Origin of the sequence: Kribbella solani (assembly GCF_014205295.1) — a bacterium.
Taxonomy (GTDB): domain Bacteria; phylum Actinomycetota; class Actinomycetes; order Propionibacteriales; family Kribbellaceae; genus Kribbella; species Kribbella solani.
In genome coordinates this window covers 2,138,479-2,153,831 of sequence record NZ_JACHNF010000001.1, presented here as the reverse complement: position 1 = coordinate 2,153,831, position 15,353 = coordinate 2,138,479, and the positions used below count along the sequence as shown (strand labels likewise).

15 protein-coding genes are annotated in these 15,353 nt (G+C 69.2%); 5 read left to right on the top strand and 10 right to left on the bottom strand.

Annotated features, from left to right (window positions below):
- The first annotated feature begins 16 nt into the window (after positions 1–16).
- Positions 17–3,064 carry a hypothetical protein gene (locus HDA44_RS09630; protein ID WP_184833063.1) on the top strand — a complete coding sequence of 1,016 codons (3,048 nt, stop codon included), beginning with the start codon at positions 17–19 and terminating at the stop codon, positions 3,062–3,064.
- A 49-nt stretch (positions 3,065–3,113) separates the two neighbouring features.
- On the opposite strand, the gene HDA44_RS09625 is transcribed toward HDA44_RS09630, so the two are convergent.
- Both HDA44_RS09625 and ypfJ read right to left on the bottom strand, forming a co-directional pair.
- On the bottom strand, positions 3,114–3,734 hold the full coding sequence (locus HDA44_RS09625) for a class I SAM-dependent methyltransferase (RefSeq protein ID WP_184833061.1): 621 nt from the start codon (positions 3,732–3,734) through the stop codon (positions 3,114–3,116).
- Between the two features lie 2 nt (positions 3,735–3,736).
- Complete coding sequence (gene ypfJ, locus HDA44_RS09620) at positions 3,737–4,642, bottom strand: KPN_02809 family neutral zinc metallopeptidase (protein ID WP_184833059.1); 906 nt, start codon at positions 4,640–4,642, stop codon at positions 3,737–3,739.
- A gap of 123 nt (positions 4,643–4,765) precedes the next feature.
- Between ypfJ and abc-f the strand changes: the two genes are divergently transcribed.
- Both abc-f and HDA44_RS09610 read left to right on the top strand, forming a co-directional pair.
- Entirely contained in the window at positions 4,766–6,364 is a 1,599-nt protein-coding gene (gene abc-f / locus HDA44_RS09615; RefSeq protein WP_184833057.1) for a ribosomal protection-like ABC-F family protein, read from the top strand.
- Positions 6,365–6,388: 24 nt separating this feature from the next.
- Positions 6,389–7,162: an enoyl-CoA hydratase/isomerase family protein gene (locus tag HDA44_RS09610; RefSeq protein ID WP_184833055.1), complete on the top strand. Its 774-nt coding sequence runs from the start codon at positions 6,389–6,391 to the stop codon at positions 7,160–7,162.
- Here the strand turns inward: HDA44_RS09610 and HDA44_RS09605 are convergent.
- From HDA44_RS09605 to HDA44_RS36670, 4 genes are read right to left on the bottom strand one after another with little or no spacing between them, the layout of a single operon-like run.
- Positions 7,159–7,608 (bottom strand): SRPBCC domain-containing protein, encoded by a 450-nt coding sequence (locus HDA44_RS09605; RefSeq protein WP_184833053.1) that lies wholly within the window; start codon positions 7,606–7,608, stop codon positions 7,159–7,161. The two genes, HDA44_RS09610 and HDA44_RS09605, sit on opposite strands and share 4 nt — an antisense overlap.
- A 16-nt stretch (positions 7,609–7,624) precedes the next feature.
- Positions 7,625–8,068 (bottom strand): SRPBCC family protein, encoded by a 444-nt coding sequence (locus HDA44_RS09600; RefSeq protein ID WP_184833051.1) that lies wholly within the window; start codon positions 8,066–8,068, stop codon positions 7,625–7,627.
- A gap of 17 nt (positions 8,069–8,085) precedes the next feature.
- On the bottom strand, positions 8,086–8,415 hold the full coding sequence (locus HDA44_RS36675) for an ArsR/SmtB family transcription factor (protein WP_337905787.1): 330 nt from the start codon (positions 8,413–8,415) through the stop codon (positions 8,086–8,088).
- Positions 8,412–8,852 carry an SRPBCC domain-containing protein gene (locus HDA44_RS36670; protein ID WP_202887288.1) on the bottom strand — a complete coding sequence of 147 codons (441 nt, stop codon included), beginning with the start codon at positions 8,850–8,852 and terminating at the stop codon, positions 8,412–8,414. Before HDA44_RS36670 ends, HDA44_RS36675 begins: the two co-directional genes overlap by 4 nt.
- Before the next feature lie 129 nt (positions 8,853–8,981).
- On the opposite strand from HDA44_RS36670, the gene HDA44_RS09590 reads away from it, so the two are divergent.
- A complete protein-coding gene (locus HDA44_RS09590; protein WP_202887287.1) occupies positions 8,982–10,865 on the top strand; it encodes an ABC transporter ATP-binding protein in 1,884 nt (627 codons plus the stop codon).
- Between the two features lie 12 nt (positions 10,866–10,877).
- Here HDA44_RS09590 and HDA44_RS09585 read toward each other — a convergent pair whose 3' ends face one another.
- From HDA44_RS09585 to HDA44_RS09575, 3 genes are read right to left on the bottom strand one after another with little or no spacing between them, the layout of a single operon-like run.
- Entirely contained in the window at positions 10,878–11,381 is a 504-nt protein-coding gene (locus HDA44_RS09585) for a hypothetical protein (RefSeq protein WP_184833047.1), read from the bottom strand.
- A 58-nt stretch (positions 11,382–11,439) separates the two neighbouring features.
- Positions 11,440–12,195 carry a polyprenyl diphosphate synthase gene (uppS, locus tag HDA44_RS09580; protein WP_184833045.1) on the bottom strand — a complete coding sequence of 252 codons (756 nt, stop codon included), beginning with the start codon at positions 12,193–12,195 and terminating at the stop codon, positions 11,440–11,442.
- Positions 12,195–13,271, bottom strand: coding sequence for an ATP-dependent DNA ligase (locus tag HDA44_RS09575; RefSeq protein WP_184833043.1), 1,077 nt, complete (start codon positions 13,269–13,271; stop codon positions 12,195–12,197). The genes uppS and HDA44_RS09575 overlap by 1 nt, the downstream gene beginning before the upstream one ends.
- Positions 13,272–13,382: 111 nt before the next feature.
- Here HDA44_RS09575 and HDA44_RS37105 point away from each other — a divergent pair, with 111 nt between their 5' ends.
- Positions 13,383–14,306, top strand: coding sequence for a DUF1707 and FHA domain-containing protein (locus HDA44_RS37105; protein ID WP_238352401.1), 924 nt, complete (start codon positions 13,383–13,385; stop codon positions 14,304–14,306).
- A gap of 38 nt (positions 14,307–14,344) precedes the next feature.
- Here HDA44_RS37105 and HDA44_RS09560 read toward each other — a convergent pair whose 3' ends face one another.
- Complete coding sequence (locus HDA44_RS09560) at positions 14,345–15,319, bottom strand: zinc-binding dehydrogenase (protein WP_184833041.1); 975 nt, start codon at positions 15,317–15,319, stop codon at positions 14,345–14,347.
- Between the last annotated feature and the right edge of the window lie 34 nt (positions 15,320–15,353).

The window sequence follows — 15,353 nt, the reverse complement described above, 5'->3', positions numbered from 1 at the left end:
GGGGTATGGAGGAGCGATGGTGAGGACTAACGAGCCGGTTCGGGCGGCGCGGTTGCCGCAGCGGGCGCAGGGGAGTCCGGGGGCGGACCGGCTGAAGGGGTTCGTCGCGCTGCTCGCGATCCTGGCGATCGTCGGCGGGGTGCCGTATGTGCTGGTGCGGTTCTTCGGTGCGCCGTGGCCGGACAAGATGCCCAGCCGGGACATGTTGTTCAGTGAGCTGAGCATCGAGACGGTGCTCGGGATCATCGCGGTCGTGATCTGGCTGGCCTGGCTGCACTTCGTGGTCTGCCTGATCGCCGAGGCGGTGGCCGAGATCCGCGGCCATGGCCTGTCTCCACGCGTCCCACTGGGCGGCGGCTCGCAGGCCCTCGCTCGCCGCCTGATCGGCACTGTCGTACTGATCGCCGCCGGCGCGGGCGTCAGCCTGCCGGTGGCGAGCGCGGCCACCACCAGCGGTCCGGCCGCTCCGGTTTCGGTCAGCCAGCGGCACGGCGAGGAGCAGAGCGACACCGCGAAGTTCCGCCAGACCGAGGCCGCCAGCAAGCTGATGACGGGTACGAAGACCACCACCGGCGTGCGGACGAACCATGATCACAAGGGTCAGGTCGTCAAGTACACGGAGGTCCGTCCGCCGCAGGGCCGGAACTACGACTGCCTCTGGGACATCGCGGAGCGGTACCTGGGCGAGGGCCGCCGGTACAAGGAGATCTACGACCTCAACAAGAACAAGCTGCAGCCCGACGGCCGCCGGCTGACCAACCCGGATCTGATCATGCCGGGCTGGCAGGTGCGGTTGCCGAGCGACGCGAAGGGCCCGGGCGTACACACGGTGCGCGTCAGCGTCGACGACCACGGCACCACGAAGACGACGGTGATGCCGAAGACGACCACCACCGAGAGCACCGCGAGGCCGTCGGTCAAGCCGTCCGCGAAGACGACGACCGAGTCGAAGGCCCGGACGGCGATCGGCACCGAGAAGTCGGGCACGGCGAAGTCGGGTGCCGGGAAGTCCGGCCCGAGCCGGTTCTCCGAGCAGGGCATCGAGCCGGGCTCGAAGGTCGTGATCGGGACCGCGAAGACCGACCCGGGCGCGAAGAACGCGAAGCCGGGCCAGCCGAACGTCACCGTGGAGCCGCACGGCCCGGGTGCCGGGCAGCCCGAGCAGGGTGAGCCCGCTGGCGGGGGTGTCCGGGTGCCGACGGCGGTTCCGGTCGCGGCCCACGACGGCGGGATCGGCCTCAAGGAAGCCGGCATCTTCGGCTTCGGCGCGACGCTGCTCGCCGCCGGTTTGGCGCTGGCGCTGAAGCGGCGCCGCGGCTGGGCGCAGGGTCCCGGCCCGAAGGCCGCCGGTCACCGGCAGACCGAGATCGGTCTGCGGCTGGCGTCCGACGTGCCGACGGCGCAGTTCGTCGACAACTCGCTGCGCAAGCTCGGTTCCGACATGGCGCAGCTCGAGCGGACGATGCCGAAGGTGGTCGCCGCGCTGGCGACCGATCGCGCGCTCACGCTCGTACTCGACCCGTACGGTGCGCAGCCCGCGCCGCCCGGTCCGTGGCAGGCGATCGCGGACGGTACGCGCTGGACGTTGCGGCGGGCGTACGGTCCGAGTGGCGAGGTGAACGCCCCGGCGCCGTACCCGACGCTGGTGACGGTCGGCCAGAACGCGGACGGCGCGACCGTACTGATCGACCTCGACACCGCGAACGGGATCGTCGCATTCGGCGGCGTGAACAACGCGTCCCGGGACGTGGTCGGTTCGCTCGCGGTCGAGCTGGCGACGAACCTGTGGTCCGAGGGCGCGCACATCAGCATGGTCGGTTTCGGTGACGACCTGTCGTCGCTGTCGCCGACGCGGCTGAGCTACTGGATTCGCCTGGACGACGCGCTGGCCGAGGTGACCCGGCGGACCGACGCGCAGGTGCAGGCCTGTCAGCGGCGGAACGCCGGCTCGGTCGCCGAGGCGCGGCTGTCGCACCCGGACGCGGCGCTGTGGGGCGCGGAGATCATCTTCGTGTCCGCGCCGCCGTCGCCGGAGGAGGAGGACCAGCTGAACCGGCTGGCCGCCGACACCAAGCGCAGCATCGCGGTGGTCGTGGTCGGCGACGTGATGAACTCGCCGTGGCGGTTCGTGGTGGACGAGAAGAACCAGGCCGTCTGCCGGCTGCTCGGTCTCGAGGTGGACGCGCACAGCGTCAACCCGGAGCAGTTCGCCAACCTGGTCGCGCTGTTCGACGCGGCCGAGGCGGATGCGCGGGACAAGCGCCGTTCGGAGCAGGACATGCCGGCGTACGAGTTCTCGACCACCGACCTGAGCCAGCCGGCGCCGGTCGAGGTCGATCTGCTCGGTCCGGTCGAGGTGGACGCGCGCGGTGTCATCGACGAGGGCCGGGTGGCGCTGTCGAGCGAGATCATCGCGTTCCTGGCGAGCCAGGACTACGGCGTACACCCGAACGTACTGGCCGGGGCGATCTGGCCGCGCGGGATCAGCGAGGAACTGCGGGACGCGGCGCTGGAGCACACCCGGCGCTGGGTCGGCGTGGACGCGATGTACGCCGACGAGTCCGGCCGCTGGATGCTGAACCGGAGCATCGTGCGGGTCGACTGGGACGTGTTCCGTACGCTCGCCAAGCAGGCGACGATGGTCGACGACCCACGCGGCCTACTGTCCACGGCGCTCAGTCTGGTCCACGGCCCCGCCTGGTCGAACCTGCCCGGCGGCCGCTACTCCTGGCTCGCCGCGTCCGGAATCGAACGCCGGATGGCCGAGGCAGTAGTAGACGCCGCCCTCCGCCTGGCCGAAGCCTCCCTCAACCACAACGACGGCAACCTGGCCCGCACCGCCCTCCAAACCGGCCTCAGCTTCGCCCCCGCCTCGGAGGACCTCTGGCGAGCCACCCTCCGCCTGGCCTCCCACTTCGGCACCACCGCCGACGTAACCAACGTCGCCACCCAGCTCTACACCGCCCTGACCAAACACGGCGCCCCCCGAGGCCCCGAACCCGAAACCGACGCCCTCATCGACGAACTACTCCCGGGCTACCACCGCCCCGCCCAGGTCGCCTAAGACCACAAACCGCCCCACACCAACAGGTGTGGGGCGGTTTTCTGTTGCCTCAGTAGCGGTTGGCCCAGAAGAGGGTGTGGCCGTTGGTGCCTTCCGGGATGAAGTCTTCGGTTTGTACGAGGAGGCCGGCGTGTTTGAGCCAGGTTCGGGTGGTGGCGGCGTCGGGGTGGCTCCACCACATGGGGATGTCGCCGCCGAGCCAGTTGTCCTGGGTGCCGGTCCAGGCTGTGGAGCCGACGGTTGCGACGAAGAATCCGCCGGGGCGGAGCCAACTGGCCACGCGGCGAAGCAGGGCTTGTTGTTCGTCGAGTGGGATGTGGATGAGTGTGTAGAACGACAGCACCGCATCGAAGGACGCCGGGGGTAGGTCGAGTTTGGTGGCGTCGGCGTGGATGAAGGTTGCCGTTGGCACTTGAGATCGTGCTCGGTTCACCTGCATCTCGCTGAGGTCGACTCCGGTCACCTGGTGACCCGCCTCGGTCAGGGCGCGGGCCACTGGTACGCCTGAGCCGCAGCCCAGGTCGAGTACTTGGCCGTTGCTGGGTAAGCGGTCGAGGATCTCGTCGAGCCAGTCGCGGTACTTCGTCTCGCTGTCGTACACGAGGTCGTACCGGCGGCCGAGCGTGTCGTACCCGCGGCGGACCACGTCCTTGGCGGTTTCGTTGTCCATGGTCACAGGGAGCTCGCGGTCCAGGTGTCGCAGGCGGTCATGTCGCCGGTGTCCATGCCTTTGGTGAACCAGCGCATGCGTTGGGCCGCGGTGCCGTGGCTGAAGGATTCGGGGGTTACCTGGCCCTGGGTCTTCTGCTGGATTCGGTCGTCGCCTACGGAGGCGGCGGCGTCGAGGCCGCGGGCGATGTCGTCCTGGGTGAGGTCGGTGATCAGCGGTTTGCCGTTCTTGCCGGGGACCGTCGTGGCGTGGTGGGTCCACACGCCGGCGAGGCAGTCGGCCTGGAGCTCGGAGCGTACGGAGTCCGACGTGGGGCCGTTGCGGGACTTGATCCGGTTCAGGATGCCGTACAGGTTCTGGACGTGATGGCCGTACTCGTGCGCGATCACGTACGCCTCCGCGAACTCGCCGCCGCGGGCGCCGAGGTCCGTTTGCAGGGTCTGGAAGAACCCGAGATCCAGGTACACGCGCTTGTCCGGCGGGCAGTAGAACGGCCCGACCGCGCTGGTCGCCGGACCGCAGCCGGTGTTCACCGAGCCGCTGAAGACGCGCATCGGCGCCGGCGTGTACTTCTTCCCGCGCCGCGGGAGCTCGGTCGCCCAGAAGGTCTGGATCGAGTTCTGGTAGAAGACGAACCTGCAGTCCGAGTTGGACTGCAGGTCGGTGCCCTTCTTGCAGGAGTTGAGGTTGCCGGCGGCCGTGTTCTGTACGGCCGGCTGGTCGCTGCCACCTCCGCCCGGCAGGCCGCCGGTGAGGAGCAGGATGACGACCAGCAGGATGATGCCGCCGATGCCGCCGCCGACCGGGATCATGCCGCCGGGCAGACCGCCGCCGCCACGGCCGCCGCCGCTGCCGCGGGTGTCCTCGATACCGCTGGTGTCGAGATCCGCATCCGGGTTGAATTTCACGGCACATACACTAGTCCTGAGAGCGGGGGATTCCGGCGTGCCGTAACACCTTGGGACACCCCGTGACGCCCCGTGACCACCAAGCCAGCCAGTAGCCCAGCGTAAGGACGCCCCCGAACCCCGATGATCACTGTTTCCAATCTCGAGGTTCGCGTCGGTGCCCGCCAGCTGCTCGCGCCCGCGTCGTTCCGGGTCGGTCCCGGCGACAAGGTCGGGCTGGTCGGCCGGAACGGTGCCGGCAAGACCACGCTGACCAAGATCCTGGCCGGCGAGGGCTTGGCCGCCGACGGTTCGGTGACCCGCTCCGGCGAGATCGGCTACCTGCCCCAGGATCCGCGTACGGGTGACCTGGAGGTGCTCGCCCGCGACCGCATCCTCTCCGCCCGCGGCCTGGACGACGTCGTACGCCGCCTGCGCAGCGCCGAGAAGTCGATGGGCAGTACGGACGAGAAGACCCGCGCCAAGGGCATGCGCCGGTACGAGCGGGCCGAGGCCGACCTGCACGCCGCCGGCGGGTACGCGGCCGAGTCCGAAGCCGCCCGGATCGCGGCCAACCTGGGTCTCCCGGACCGCGTACTCGGTCAGCCGCTGGCCACCTTGTCCGGTGGTCAGCGCCGCCGCGTCGAGCTGGCCCGCATCCTGTTCGCGCAGGCCGAGACGCTGCTCCTGGACGAGCCGACCAACCACCTGGACGCGGACTCGATCGTCTGGCTGCGCGACTTCCTCAAGTCGTACCCGGGTGGCGTGATCATGATCAGCCACGACGTGAACCTGCTGGAGGCGACCGTCACGCGGGTCTTCCACCTGGACGCGAACCGGGCCGAGATCGACATCTACAACGTCGGCTGGAAGGCGTACCTGAGCCAGCGCGAGACCGACGAGCGGCGCCGCAAGCGCGAGCGGGCGAACGCGGAGAAGAAGGCGACCCAGCTGGTCGACCAGGCGAACAAGATGCGTGCCAAGGCGACCAAGGCGACCGCGGCGCAGCAGATGCTGCGCCGCGCCGAGCAGCTGATGTCGTCGCTGGACGAGGTGCGCGCGCAGGACCGGGTCGCGAAGATCGCGTTCCCGACCCCGGCGCCGTGCGGGAAGACGCCGCTGATGGCGCGCGAGCTGTCCAAGTCGTACGGGTCGCTGGAGATCTTCACCGACGTCGACCTGGCGATCGACAAGGGCTCCCGCGTGGTCGTACTCGGGCTGAACGGCGCCGGCAAGACGACCCTGCTCCGGATCCTCGGCGGGATCGAGAAGGCGGACACCGGGCAGGTGCTCGACGGCCACGGCCTCAAACTCGGGTACTACGCGCAGGAGCACGAGACGCTCGACGTCAACCGGACCGTACTGGAGAACATGAAGTCCGCCGCTCCGGACCTGAACGAAACGCAGGCCCGTAGCGTGCTCGGCTCGTTCCTGTTCACCGGCGACGACGCGGACAAGCCTGCTCGCGTGCTGTCCGGCGGCGAGAAGACCCGGCTCGCCCTGGCCACGCTCGTGGTGTCGGCGGCGAACGTACTGCTGCTGGACGAGCCGACCAACAACCTGGACCCGGCTTCCCGCGCCGAGGTGCTGAACGCGATCCGTTCGTACACCGGCGCGATCGTCCTGGTCACCCACGACGAGGGCGCGGTCGAGGCGCTCGAGCCGGAGCGGGTCGTACTGCTCCCGGACGGCGTCGAGGACCTGTGGACGAACGACTACGCCGACCTGGTCTCGCTCGCCTGATTACTTCCCAGTAATATCCGGCGTATGACGGATCTCGGACTGCGGTTCACGGTGGACGGCCCGGTGGCGCGCGTGGTGCTGGACCGGCCGGAGGTACGCAACGCGCAGACACCTGCGATGTGGAGCGCCTTGGCGGAGTTCGGCGCGGCGCTGCCGGCCGACGTCCGGGTGGTGATCGTGTCGGGGGAGGGGCAGTCGTTCTCGGCCGGACTCGACCGGCGCCTGATCATGGGTGAGAACGATCTGGGTCAGGAGCCGTTGCTGACCCTCGGCGCCAAGCCGACCGACGAGGTACTGGAGCTGATCGCGACGTTCCAGTCCGGGTTCTGCTGGCTGCGGCGGCCGGAGATCGTCAGCATCGCGGCAGTGCAAGGGCATGCGGTCGGCGCCGGGTTCCAGCTCGCGCTGGCCTGTGACCTGCGGGTCGTCACCCCGGACGCGCGATTCAGCATGCGCGAGCCCGCGCTCGGCCTGGTCCCGGACCTCGGCGGTACGAAACCACTCGTGGAGCTGATCGGCTACTCGCGGGCGCTGGAGATTTGCGCGACCTCGCGTTGGGTCGAGGCGGCCGAAGCGAAGGAACTCGGTCTCGCGAACATCGTCGTACCGGCCGACGAGCTGGCCGCGACCGTGAAGGACCTGTCCGACGCACTGCTCGGCCCACTGCCAGGAGCGATCCGCGAAACCAAGGCCCTACTCCTCAGCGCCGCGGACCGCTCATACGACAACCAACTAAAGGCCGAACGCGAGGCCCAAACCCGCCGCCTAAAAGACCTCCTGGCGACACTCAACGGCTAGAGCCCGCTTGGCCAGGACCGCGCGAGCCGGGCCGCGTACGGTGCGAGTCGCGGGAGGAAGTGGTCCCAGCCGGCGATGTGATTGGCGAGCGTCTGGCCGGACTTGCCGGCTTCGTCGTACCCAATCTCGGTGAACCGCAGTGCTGTCCCGCCGGCGGCCGGCGTCAGGTCGAAGCTGACCAGCAGCGAGTTGGCCTCGGTGGGGGCGTCACCGGTGTAGCTCCAGCGGTACGAGAAGCGGCGCGGTGGATCGGCGTCAACGACGGTCAGCGGCTCAACCTTGTCGCCGTCGCGCCGGAAGACGACCACGCCGGTCGCCCCAGGCACGGGCTCGAACTCGGCCTGGTCCGGACCCCACTCCTGCAGGTGCCGGGGTGAGCTGATCACCTCGTAGACCACCTCCGGGGCGGCGTCTACCTGGAGCTCCCGCTCAATGCTTCTCGTCAATGCTCGTCCTTTCGTGTCAGTGCCAGTTGCTGACCTGTACGTCGTTGGGGGCGGGCTCGCCCTTGCCGGTTTCGACGTAGTGTTTGAGGCTCATCAGGAACGTGGCCCACTTGGTGCTGCAGTGGTACATGAACTCGACTTGCTCTCGCCAGCCCTCCTGCTTGAACAGGATGATGGTGTAGTCGTCGGTCTGGGAGAGCTGGAAGCTGACGTGCGTGCCGATCCATTCCTCCGGACCGGCGACGACCTCCCAGCGGACCAGCTCGCCGGGGGTCTTCTCCAGGACCAACATGTCGAACCCGTCGCCGCCCGCGGTGGCGAAGCGGAAGGCGATCACGCCGTCGACGTCGCCGGTGGTGTCCTCGGTCCACCAGCCGGCCAGGCCGTCGATCGTGGTGAGTGCGTCGTACACGTCCTTGGGGGACGCGATGATGCCGACTCTGTGCAGGATGTCGCTCATGGAACTTGCCTCTCGATTCAGGATTGCCGATCGCGCTCGATCGCCTCGGCGATCCGCTTGATCCGGTTCAGTCGCCGGTCCCACGCCGCGGTGACGTCGGCCAGTTGACTGATGGCGTGGGCGAGGCGGTCCTCGTCCACGATGTAGCGGCGTTCACGTCCGGACGGGCTGGAGTGCACCAGCCCGGCCCGGTCGAGTACGCCGAGGTGCTTGGCGACGGCCTGCCGGGTGACCGGCAGCCGTTCGCTGAGCCCGGTCGCGGTGCCGCCGCCGTCGGCCAGCAGCAGGTCGAGCATCCGCCGTCTGGTCGGGTCGCCGATCGCCGACCAGAGCTCGTCGTCGATCACGGCCGTTGCGCCAGCCCGGCGGCGTACGGCGAGATCCGGGGCAGGAAGTAGTCCCAGCCGCTGGTGTGGTCCGCGAGCATCTCGTCCGGCTTGTTCGCCACGTCGTACCCGCTCTCGGCGAACCGGAGCAGCGTGCCGCCGCCGGCCGGGATCAGGTCGAACGTGACCAGCAGCGAGTTGTCCTCGACGGCCGGCTCGTCGGTGTACGACCAGCGGAACGCGAACCGCCGCGGCGGGTCGGCCTCGATGACCGTCACCGGCTGGATCTTGTCGCCTTCCGGCCGCCGGAAGGTGACCGTGCCGGTCGCGCCGGGTTCGGCCACCAGGTCGGCTTCCTCCGGCCACCACTCCCGCAGGTGCTTCGGCGAGCTGATCACCTCGTACACCACCTCCGGGCTGGCCTGTACCTGGATCTCCCGCTCGATGCTCCTGCTCATGCCCTCGTCCTTTCGCAACCTTTGGTTGCATGTGACTCTAGACCAGGGCCGGCCGAACGCGCAACCATAAGTTGCGGGAAGCAGGGTCGGCCGTCAGGTGTTGCACCAGCAGGAGCGAGAGGGGGCCGGATGTCCGGACCGATGATGGGTGGCGGGATGCCCGGGTGGCGGCGGCAGGACGCGTCGGTGGTCAACCGGAAGCTGGCCAGCGGCACGCTGCGGCGGATCTTCCGGTTCGCGCGGCCTTTCCGGCTGCAGATCTCGCTGTTCCTGGTACTGGTGGTCGGCTCGGCGTTCCTGGTGATCGCCTCGCCGCTGTTGTTCAAGAAGATCGTCGACGACGGCATCGCCAAGGGGAACGCCGGTCTGGTCACCGCGCTCGCGCTGGTGGTCGCGTTGCTCGCGGTCGTCGAGGCGCTGCTCGGCCTGGTCCAGCGCTGGTTCTCGGCGCGGATCGGCGAAGGGCTGATCTTCGACCTGCGGACGAAGGTGTTCGCTCACGTCCAGCGGATGCCGGTCGCGTTCTTCACGCGTACGCAGACCGGCGCACTGGTGTCGCGGCTGAACAACGACGTGATCGGCGCGCAACAGGCGTTCACCACCACGCTGTCCGGCGTGGTCTCGAACATCATCAGCCTGATCCTGGTCGTCGGCGCGATGCTGGCGCTGAGCTGGCAACTGACCGTGGTCGCGATCCTGATGCTGCCGATCTTCCTGATCCCGGCCCGCGTACTCGGCCGCCGGCTGGCCGCGATGACCCGGGAGCAGATGAACCTGAACGCGGAGATGTCGACCGCGATGACCGAGCGGTTCAGCGTCGGCGGCGCGCTGCTGGTCACGCTGTTCGGCCACCCGGCGCTGGAGAACCGCGACTTCGGCGAGCGCGCCGGGCGGGTCCGCGACCTGGGCATCCGGATCGCGATGCTCGGCCGGGTGTTCTTCACCGCGCTGACTCTGGTCGCCGCGCTGGCGACCGCGTTGGTGTACGGCGTCGGCGGCAACCTGGCCGTACGCCAAACCCTGACCGTCGGCACCTTGCTCGCCCTGGTTGCCTTGCTCGGCCGCCTGTACGGGCCGCTGACCGCGCTGTCGAACGTGCGCGTCGACGTGATGACCGCGCTGGTGTCGTTCGAGCGCGTCTTCGAGGTGCTCGACCTGGAGCCGATGATCAAGAACGCCCCGGACGCACGCGAACTACCGGCGGACGGAGCGAGCGTCGAGTTCGATCACGTCGCGTTCGCGTACCCGACGGCCGACCAGGTGTCGCTCGCGAGCCTGGAGTCGGTCGCCGTGCTGGACAAGCGCGTCTCCGCGCAGGTGCTCGAGGACGTCAGCTTCGTGGTCGAGCCCGGTCAGATGGTCGCGTTGGTCGGTCCGTCCGGCGCCGGCAAGACCACCATCACCAACCTGGTCGCGCGGCTCTACGACGTGACCGGGGGAGCGGTGCGGGTAGCAGGGCAGGACGTCCGCGACGTCACGCTGCAGTCCCTGCACGACACGATCGGGTACGTGACGCAGGACGCGCACATGTTCCACGACACGATCCGCGCCAACCTGCGGTACGCCAAGCCGGATGCGACCGACGACGAGATGTACGCCGCACTCGACGCGGCGCAGATCCGGGAGCTGGTGGCGGCGTTGCCGGACGGGCTCGACACGGTCGTCGGCGACCGTGGTCACCGGCTGTCCGGTGGCGAGCGGCAACGGCTCGCGATCGCCCGGTTGTTGCTCAAGGCACCGAAGATCGTCGTGCTGGACGAGGCGACCGCGCACCTGGACTCCGAGTCCGAGGTCGCCGTTCAGCAGGCGCTGGACAGCGCGCTCGAGGGGCGTACGTCGCTGGTGATCGCGCACCGGTTGTCGACGGTACGGGACGCGGACCTGATCCTGGTCGTTGACCACGGCAACATCGTCGAGCGCGGTACGCACGAGCAGCTGCTGGCGGCCGGCGGTGAGTACGCCGACCTGTACCACACGCAGTTCAGCGAGAGCGGGTCCGCGGCCGGAGTTTAGGGGAGCGAGCGGTTAGCCCGCGGCGGCTTCCTGCGGGTCGTGCTCCAGCAGGTGCAGGACGGGTACGCCGAGGTGCCGGCGGGCCGAGTTGGTCCAGTCCAGATGGAAGAACTCCGCCACGATGTGCGGCCGGGTCAGGATGATGACCTCCTGGCCGCCGGAGGCCTGGACGGTCGCGACCAGCGCGTCGATCGGCCGGTCGTGCGAGATGCCGCCCTCGGCCTGGTACCCGAGGTCCCGGAGCCGCTGCACGCTGCGGCCGGTGCAGCCCTTGGCCTCGCTGTCGATCGCCTTCTGTGCCTCGGCGAGATCCTCGCGCTGACCGGCCAGCCCGGGCCCGTACAGATCCGCGGTGCCGAGCGCGCTGATCGAGGCCTCGACCCCGGCTTCGGCGTTGTGACAGGGCACGAGCACGTGGTACAGGACCGGCTCGGGCATGTCCTGATGGAGTTCGACGACGCGCTTGGCGTCGGGCTCGGACAGTTCCTGTTCGACGAGCAGTACGACGTCGTACATCGCGCCACCTCCTGGGTCGGTCTTGCCTACATAGTGCCCCCGGACGCGGCCGAAGTATTCATCTGGATCGTTCTAGTCTGCGGTGTCCATAAGTGCGTAATGCTCTGAGGAGGTCGACCTCGCGAAAGGCGGGCCAGTACAGGTCGCAGAACTCGATGTCGGAGCCGGTTGTCTGCCAGAGCAGGAAGTCCGACATGCGCAGCTCGCCGCTGGTGCGGATCACCAGGTCCGGATCGGGCAACCCAGGCACGTACAGGTTGCTGCTGATGTCCTGCTCGGACAGCGTGTCGGCGACGTCGTCCAGTGACCGGCCGGCCGCGGCCGCGTCGTCGAGCACCGAGCGGACCGCGTCCAGCACCTCGAGCCGGCCGGAGTAACCGATCGCCAGCGTCAGGTCACCGGCGGTCCGGTCGCGGCTCAGCTCGGCCGCTTCCTTCAGCGCCCGGGCCGTTGTGTCCGGCAACAAATCCAGCCGGCCCGCGACATGCAGCCGCCAGCGGTGGTCGCGCCGGACATGCGCCGCCAGCACGCTCTCGGTCAGCTCCATCAGGTACCCGACCTCGGCCGAGTCGCGTTTGCGCATGTTGTCCGCGGACGCGACCCAGGCCGTCACACAGGTGATGCCGGCATCCGCGCACCAGAGCAGGAACTGCTCCAGGTGATTGGCGCCGAAGCGATGCCCGATCCGTACGTCCTCGTACCCGGCGCCGCGGGCCCAGCGCCGGTTGCCGTCCATCACGATCGCGACATGGCGGGGGACCGGCAGACCGCGGAGCTGGCGGCGCAGGCGGCGGGTGTACAGCCCGTACAGCATCAGCGGCGCGCGCTGGAGAGTACGTCGGCCAGGTCGAACTTCACCGGCTCCTCCAACTGCTCGTAGTTGCAGGACTCAGGCGTACGGTCCGGGCGCCAGCGGACGAACTGCGCGGTGTGCCGGAACCGGATGCCTTCCATGTGGTCGTACCGCACCTCGACGACCCGCTCCGGGCGCAACGGTACGAACGACAGGTCCTTGCCCGCCTGCCAGCGACTACCTTCGGCGTTGCGCGGCGTACGCACGCCCTCCTCCTGTTTCGCCCACGCCCACGGGTGCTCGTCGAACGTGGTGACGAGCGACTGCAGCTCCGTGAAGAGCTCCTTGCGCCGCTCCATCGGGAACGCGCCGATCACGCCGACGCTGGCGAGCGTGCCGTCGGTGCTGTACAGGCCGAGAAGCAACGAGCCGATCCGGTCCGGGCCGCTCTTGTGCAGGCGGTACCCCGCGACGACGCAGTCGGCCGTACGCTCCGGCTTGACCTTGAACATCGCCCGCTTGTCCGGTTGGTACGGACCGTCCAGAGGCTTGGCGATCAGTCCGTCCAGCCCGGCGCCCTCGAACTGCTCGAACCAGCGCTCCGCGACGTCATGATCAGCGGTCGCGGGCGTGACGTGGATGGGTGCCTGCACGTCGGCGAGGGCGTCCAGCAGGGCCGTACGCCGCTCCGCGAACGGGCGCTCGGTGAAGTCCTCGTCGCCGAGCGCGAGCAGATCGAACGCGACGAAGCGGGCCGGGGTCTTCTCGGACAGCATGTTCACGCGGCTCGCCGCCGGGTGGATGCGCTGCTGCAGCAGCTCGAAGTCGAGGCGGTCACCGGAGCCGCCGATCAGGATGATCTCGCCGTCGATCGCGCACCGGTCCGGCAGGTTCGCCTTCACCGCCTCGACCAGCTCCGGGAAGTACCGCGTCATCGGTTTCTCGTTCCGGCTGCCGATCTCCACCTCGTCGCCGTCGCGGAAAATGATCGACCGGAACCCGTCCCACTTCGGCTCGTAGGACAGATCCCCGCGCGGAATCCCCTTCACCGGCTTGGCAAGCATCGGTTTCACCGGCGGCATCACAGGCAGTCGCATCCCGCCATTCTGTCCCACCGAGCCGGCACCGGCCAGAAAGGTCACTCGGTGTGCGCGCGCCGTCAGCGTGGGGTGGTGGACAGTGGACCGGCGCGGCACGGACAATACGGTATGAGCTCGGTACCGGTGGGGACGCGTCCGTCGGACGCCGAACGGGACCGCGCGCTCGCCGTCCTCCGCGACGGCGCGGGCTCCGGCCGGTTGTCGCACGACACGTTCGTCCGCCGGATGAACTTCGTCCTGAACGCCCAGAGCCGCGGCGAACTGACCGACGCGATCCGCGACCTACCCCACCCCGAACCTCGCGCCCGCATCTGGCTCCGCACCCTCCGCACCCACGTCCCCCGCCTAACCCTCGACCGCACCCCCAACCACCCCACCACCGCCCTAACCCCACCCACCTCGTACGGCGCGCCGGACGTTCCGTACGGTGGGCCGGCCGTCGGCGGCGGGGTTCTGCAAGAGTTCGATCCGTACGCGGCGGTAGCTGGACCGGTTGTCTCGCGGGAGGCCCCGCCGAATGCCTCGCGGGACATCCAACTGAATGGCTCGCCAGGTGCCGCTTGGGGTGCCGCATCGGGTGTTTCGTCAGGTTCCACGCCGGGTGCTTCGTCCGGTTCCGCACCGGGTGGCTCGCTGGCTGCCGAGCCGGTTGCTTCGTCCGCGTCGTACCGGCCGAGGTCAGCGGCTCGGCGGTTTCGGTTGCCTCAGTTGCAGTTGCCGCGGTTGCGGTTGTTGCGTGCTGCTGATCCGGCTCCGCCGCCCGCGTTGGCTCTTCCCGCGCCAGGTTCTCCGACGGTACGGATCGGACGGGGCGCCGGGGCGACGCTGCGGATGGCTGACATCTCCGTGTCCCGGTTCCACGCCGAGCTCCGGCACTCCGGCGACGGCTGGATGGTCCGCGACCTCGGCTCCATGAACGGCACCGAGGTCAACGGACTACGCATCACCACACCGGTCAGAGTCCGCCCCGGCGACCACATCAGCTTCGGCGCCGTCGAATACATCCTCACCTGGACCGACCAACCGCAGTAGTCACCCGAACCGGCCAGCCGTCGTGGTACTCGCCTGGATCAGGGGATCAGGACGACCTTGCCGGTGGCTGCGCGGGTTTCGAGGGCTTGGTGGGCGGCGGCTGCTTCGGCGAGGGGGAACGGGGTGGTGAGCGCCTTCCATCGTCCGGCTACGGTCTCGTCGACCGCCTCGCGTTCGAGCGAGCGGAGTTGGCGGGCCATCTTCGCGCCGAGCGTCCAGCTCACACTCAAACCGCGAGCGATCAGGTCGTCCTGCGTGAACTGGATCGGCCCGCCACCCGAAGCGCCGAACAGCAACGCCCGGCCACCATGCCCCAGCAACTCGAACGCCCGCTGCCCGTTCTCGCCGCCGACGCCGTCGAGCAGCAGGGTCGGCTCCCGATCACCAAGCTCGCCTTTGAGCACCTGCACCCAGTCCGGATCGCGGTAGTCGACCGCGTACTGCGCGCCGAGCGACCGCACGATCTCCACCTTCGCCGGTCCACCGGCCAGCCCGATCGCGACCGCGCCGACGTTGCGTGCGGACTGGATCGCATAACTCCCGATCCCGCCGGCCGCGGACGTGACGATGACCACGTCGTCGGCGGTCAGGTTCGCCTCCCGCAAGATGCCGGCCGTCGTACGCCCGGTCCCGATCGCGGCGACGGCGTCGGCGGCGTCGACATGGCCGGGCAGTTCGTACAGTGACTCCACCTTCGCCACCGCGCGTGCGGCGTACCCGCCGGGCACCATCCCGAGATGTACCACGACCCGCTTGCCGATCCACGCCTCGTCGACGTCCGGCCCGACCGCGCTGACCCGCCCGGCGACCTCGCGACCGGGGATCGTCGGCAACTCGGGTACGGGGAACGGGCTGTCCGGCACCGGACCTGTCCGGATCATCGTGTCGACCAGGTGTACCCCGGCCGCCTCCACGTCCAGCAGCACCATCCCGGCAGTGGGTACCGGGTCGGGTACGTCCTCGTAGCGCAGGTTCTCTGCCGGACCGAACTCATGCAGTCTGATTGCTTTCACAGCCAGAACGCTAGGACCTCAAGGATAGTTGAGG

Bases quoted from the DNA above. Each gene is read 5' to 3' on its own strand.
- HDA44_RS09630 (WP_184833063.1), top strand. From the start codon at position 17: ATGGTGAGGACTAACGAGCCGGTTCGGGCGGCGCGGTTGCCGCAGCGG.
- HDA44_RS09625 (WP_184833061.1), bottom strand. From the start codon at position 3,734: ATGGACAACGAAACCGCCAAGGACGTGGTCCGCCGCGGGTACGACACG.
- abc-f (WP_184833057.1), top strand. From the start codon at position 4,766: ATGATCACTGTTTCCAATCTCGAGGTTCGCGTCGGTGCCCGCCAGCTG.
- HDA44_RS09610 (WP_184833055.1), top strand. From the start codon at position 6,389: ATGACGGATCTCGGACTGCGGTTCACGGTGGACGGCCCGGTGGCGCGC.
- HDA44_RS09600 (WP_184833051.1), bottom strand. From the start codon at position 8,068: ATGAGCGACATCCTGCACAGAGTCGGCATCATCGCGTCCCCCAAGGAC.
- HDA44_RS36670 (WP_202887288.1), bottom strand. From the start codon at position 8,852: ATGAGCAGGAGCATCGAGCGGGAGATCCAGGTACAGGCCAGCCCGGAG.
- HDA44_RS09590 (WP_202887287.1), top strand. From the start codon at position 8,982: ATGTCCGGACCGATGATGGGTGGCGGGATGCCCGGGTGGCGGCGGCAG.
- HDA44_RS09585 (WP_184833047.1), bottom strand. From the start codon at position 11,381: ATGTACGACGTCGTACTGCTCGTCGAACAGGAACTGTCCGAGCCCGAC.
- uppS (WP_184833045.1), bottom strand. From the start codon at position 12,195: ATGCTGTACGGGCTGTACACCCGCCGCCTGCGCCGCCAGCTCCGCGGT.
- HDA44_RS09575 (WP_184833043.1), bottom strand. From the start codon at position 13,271: ATGCGACTGCCTGTGATGCCGCCGGTGAAACCGATGCTTGCCAAGCCG.
- HDA44_RS37105 (WP_238352401.1), top strand. From the start codon at position 13,383: ATGAGCTCGGTACCGGTGGGGACGCGTCCGTCGGACGCCGAACGGGAC.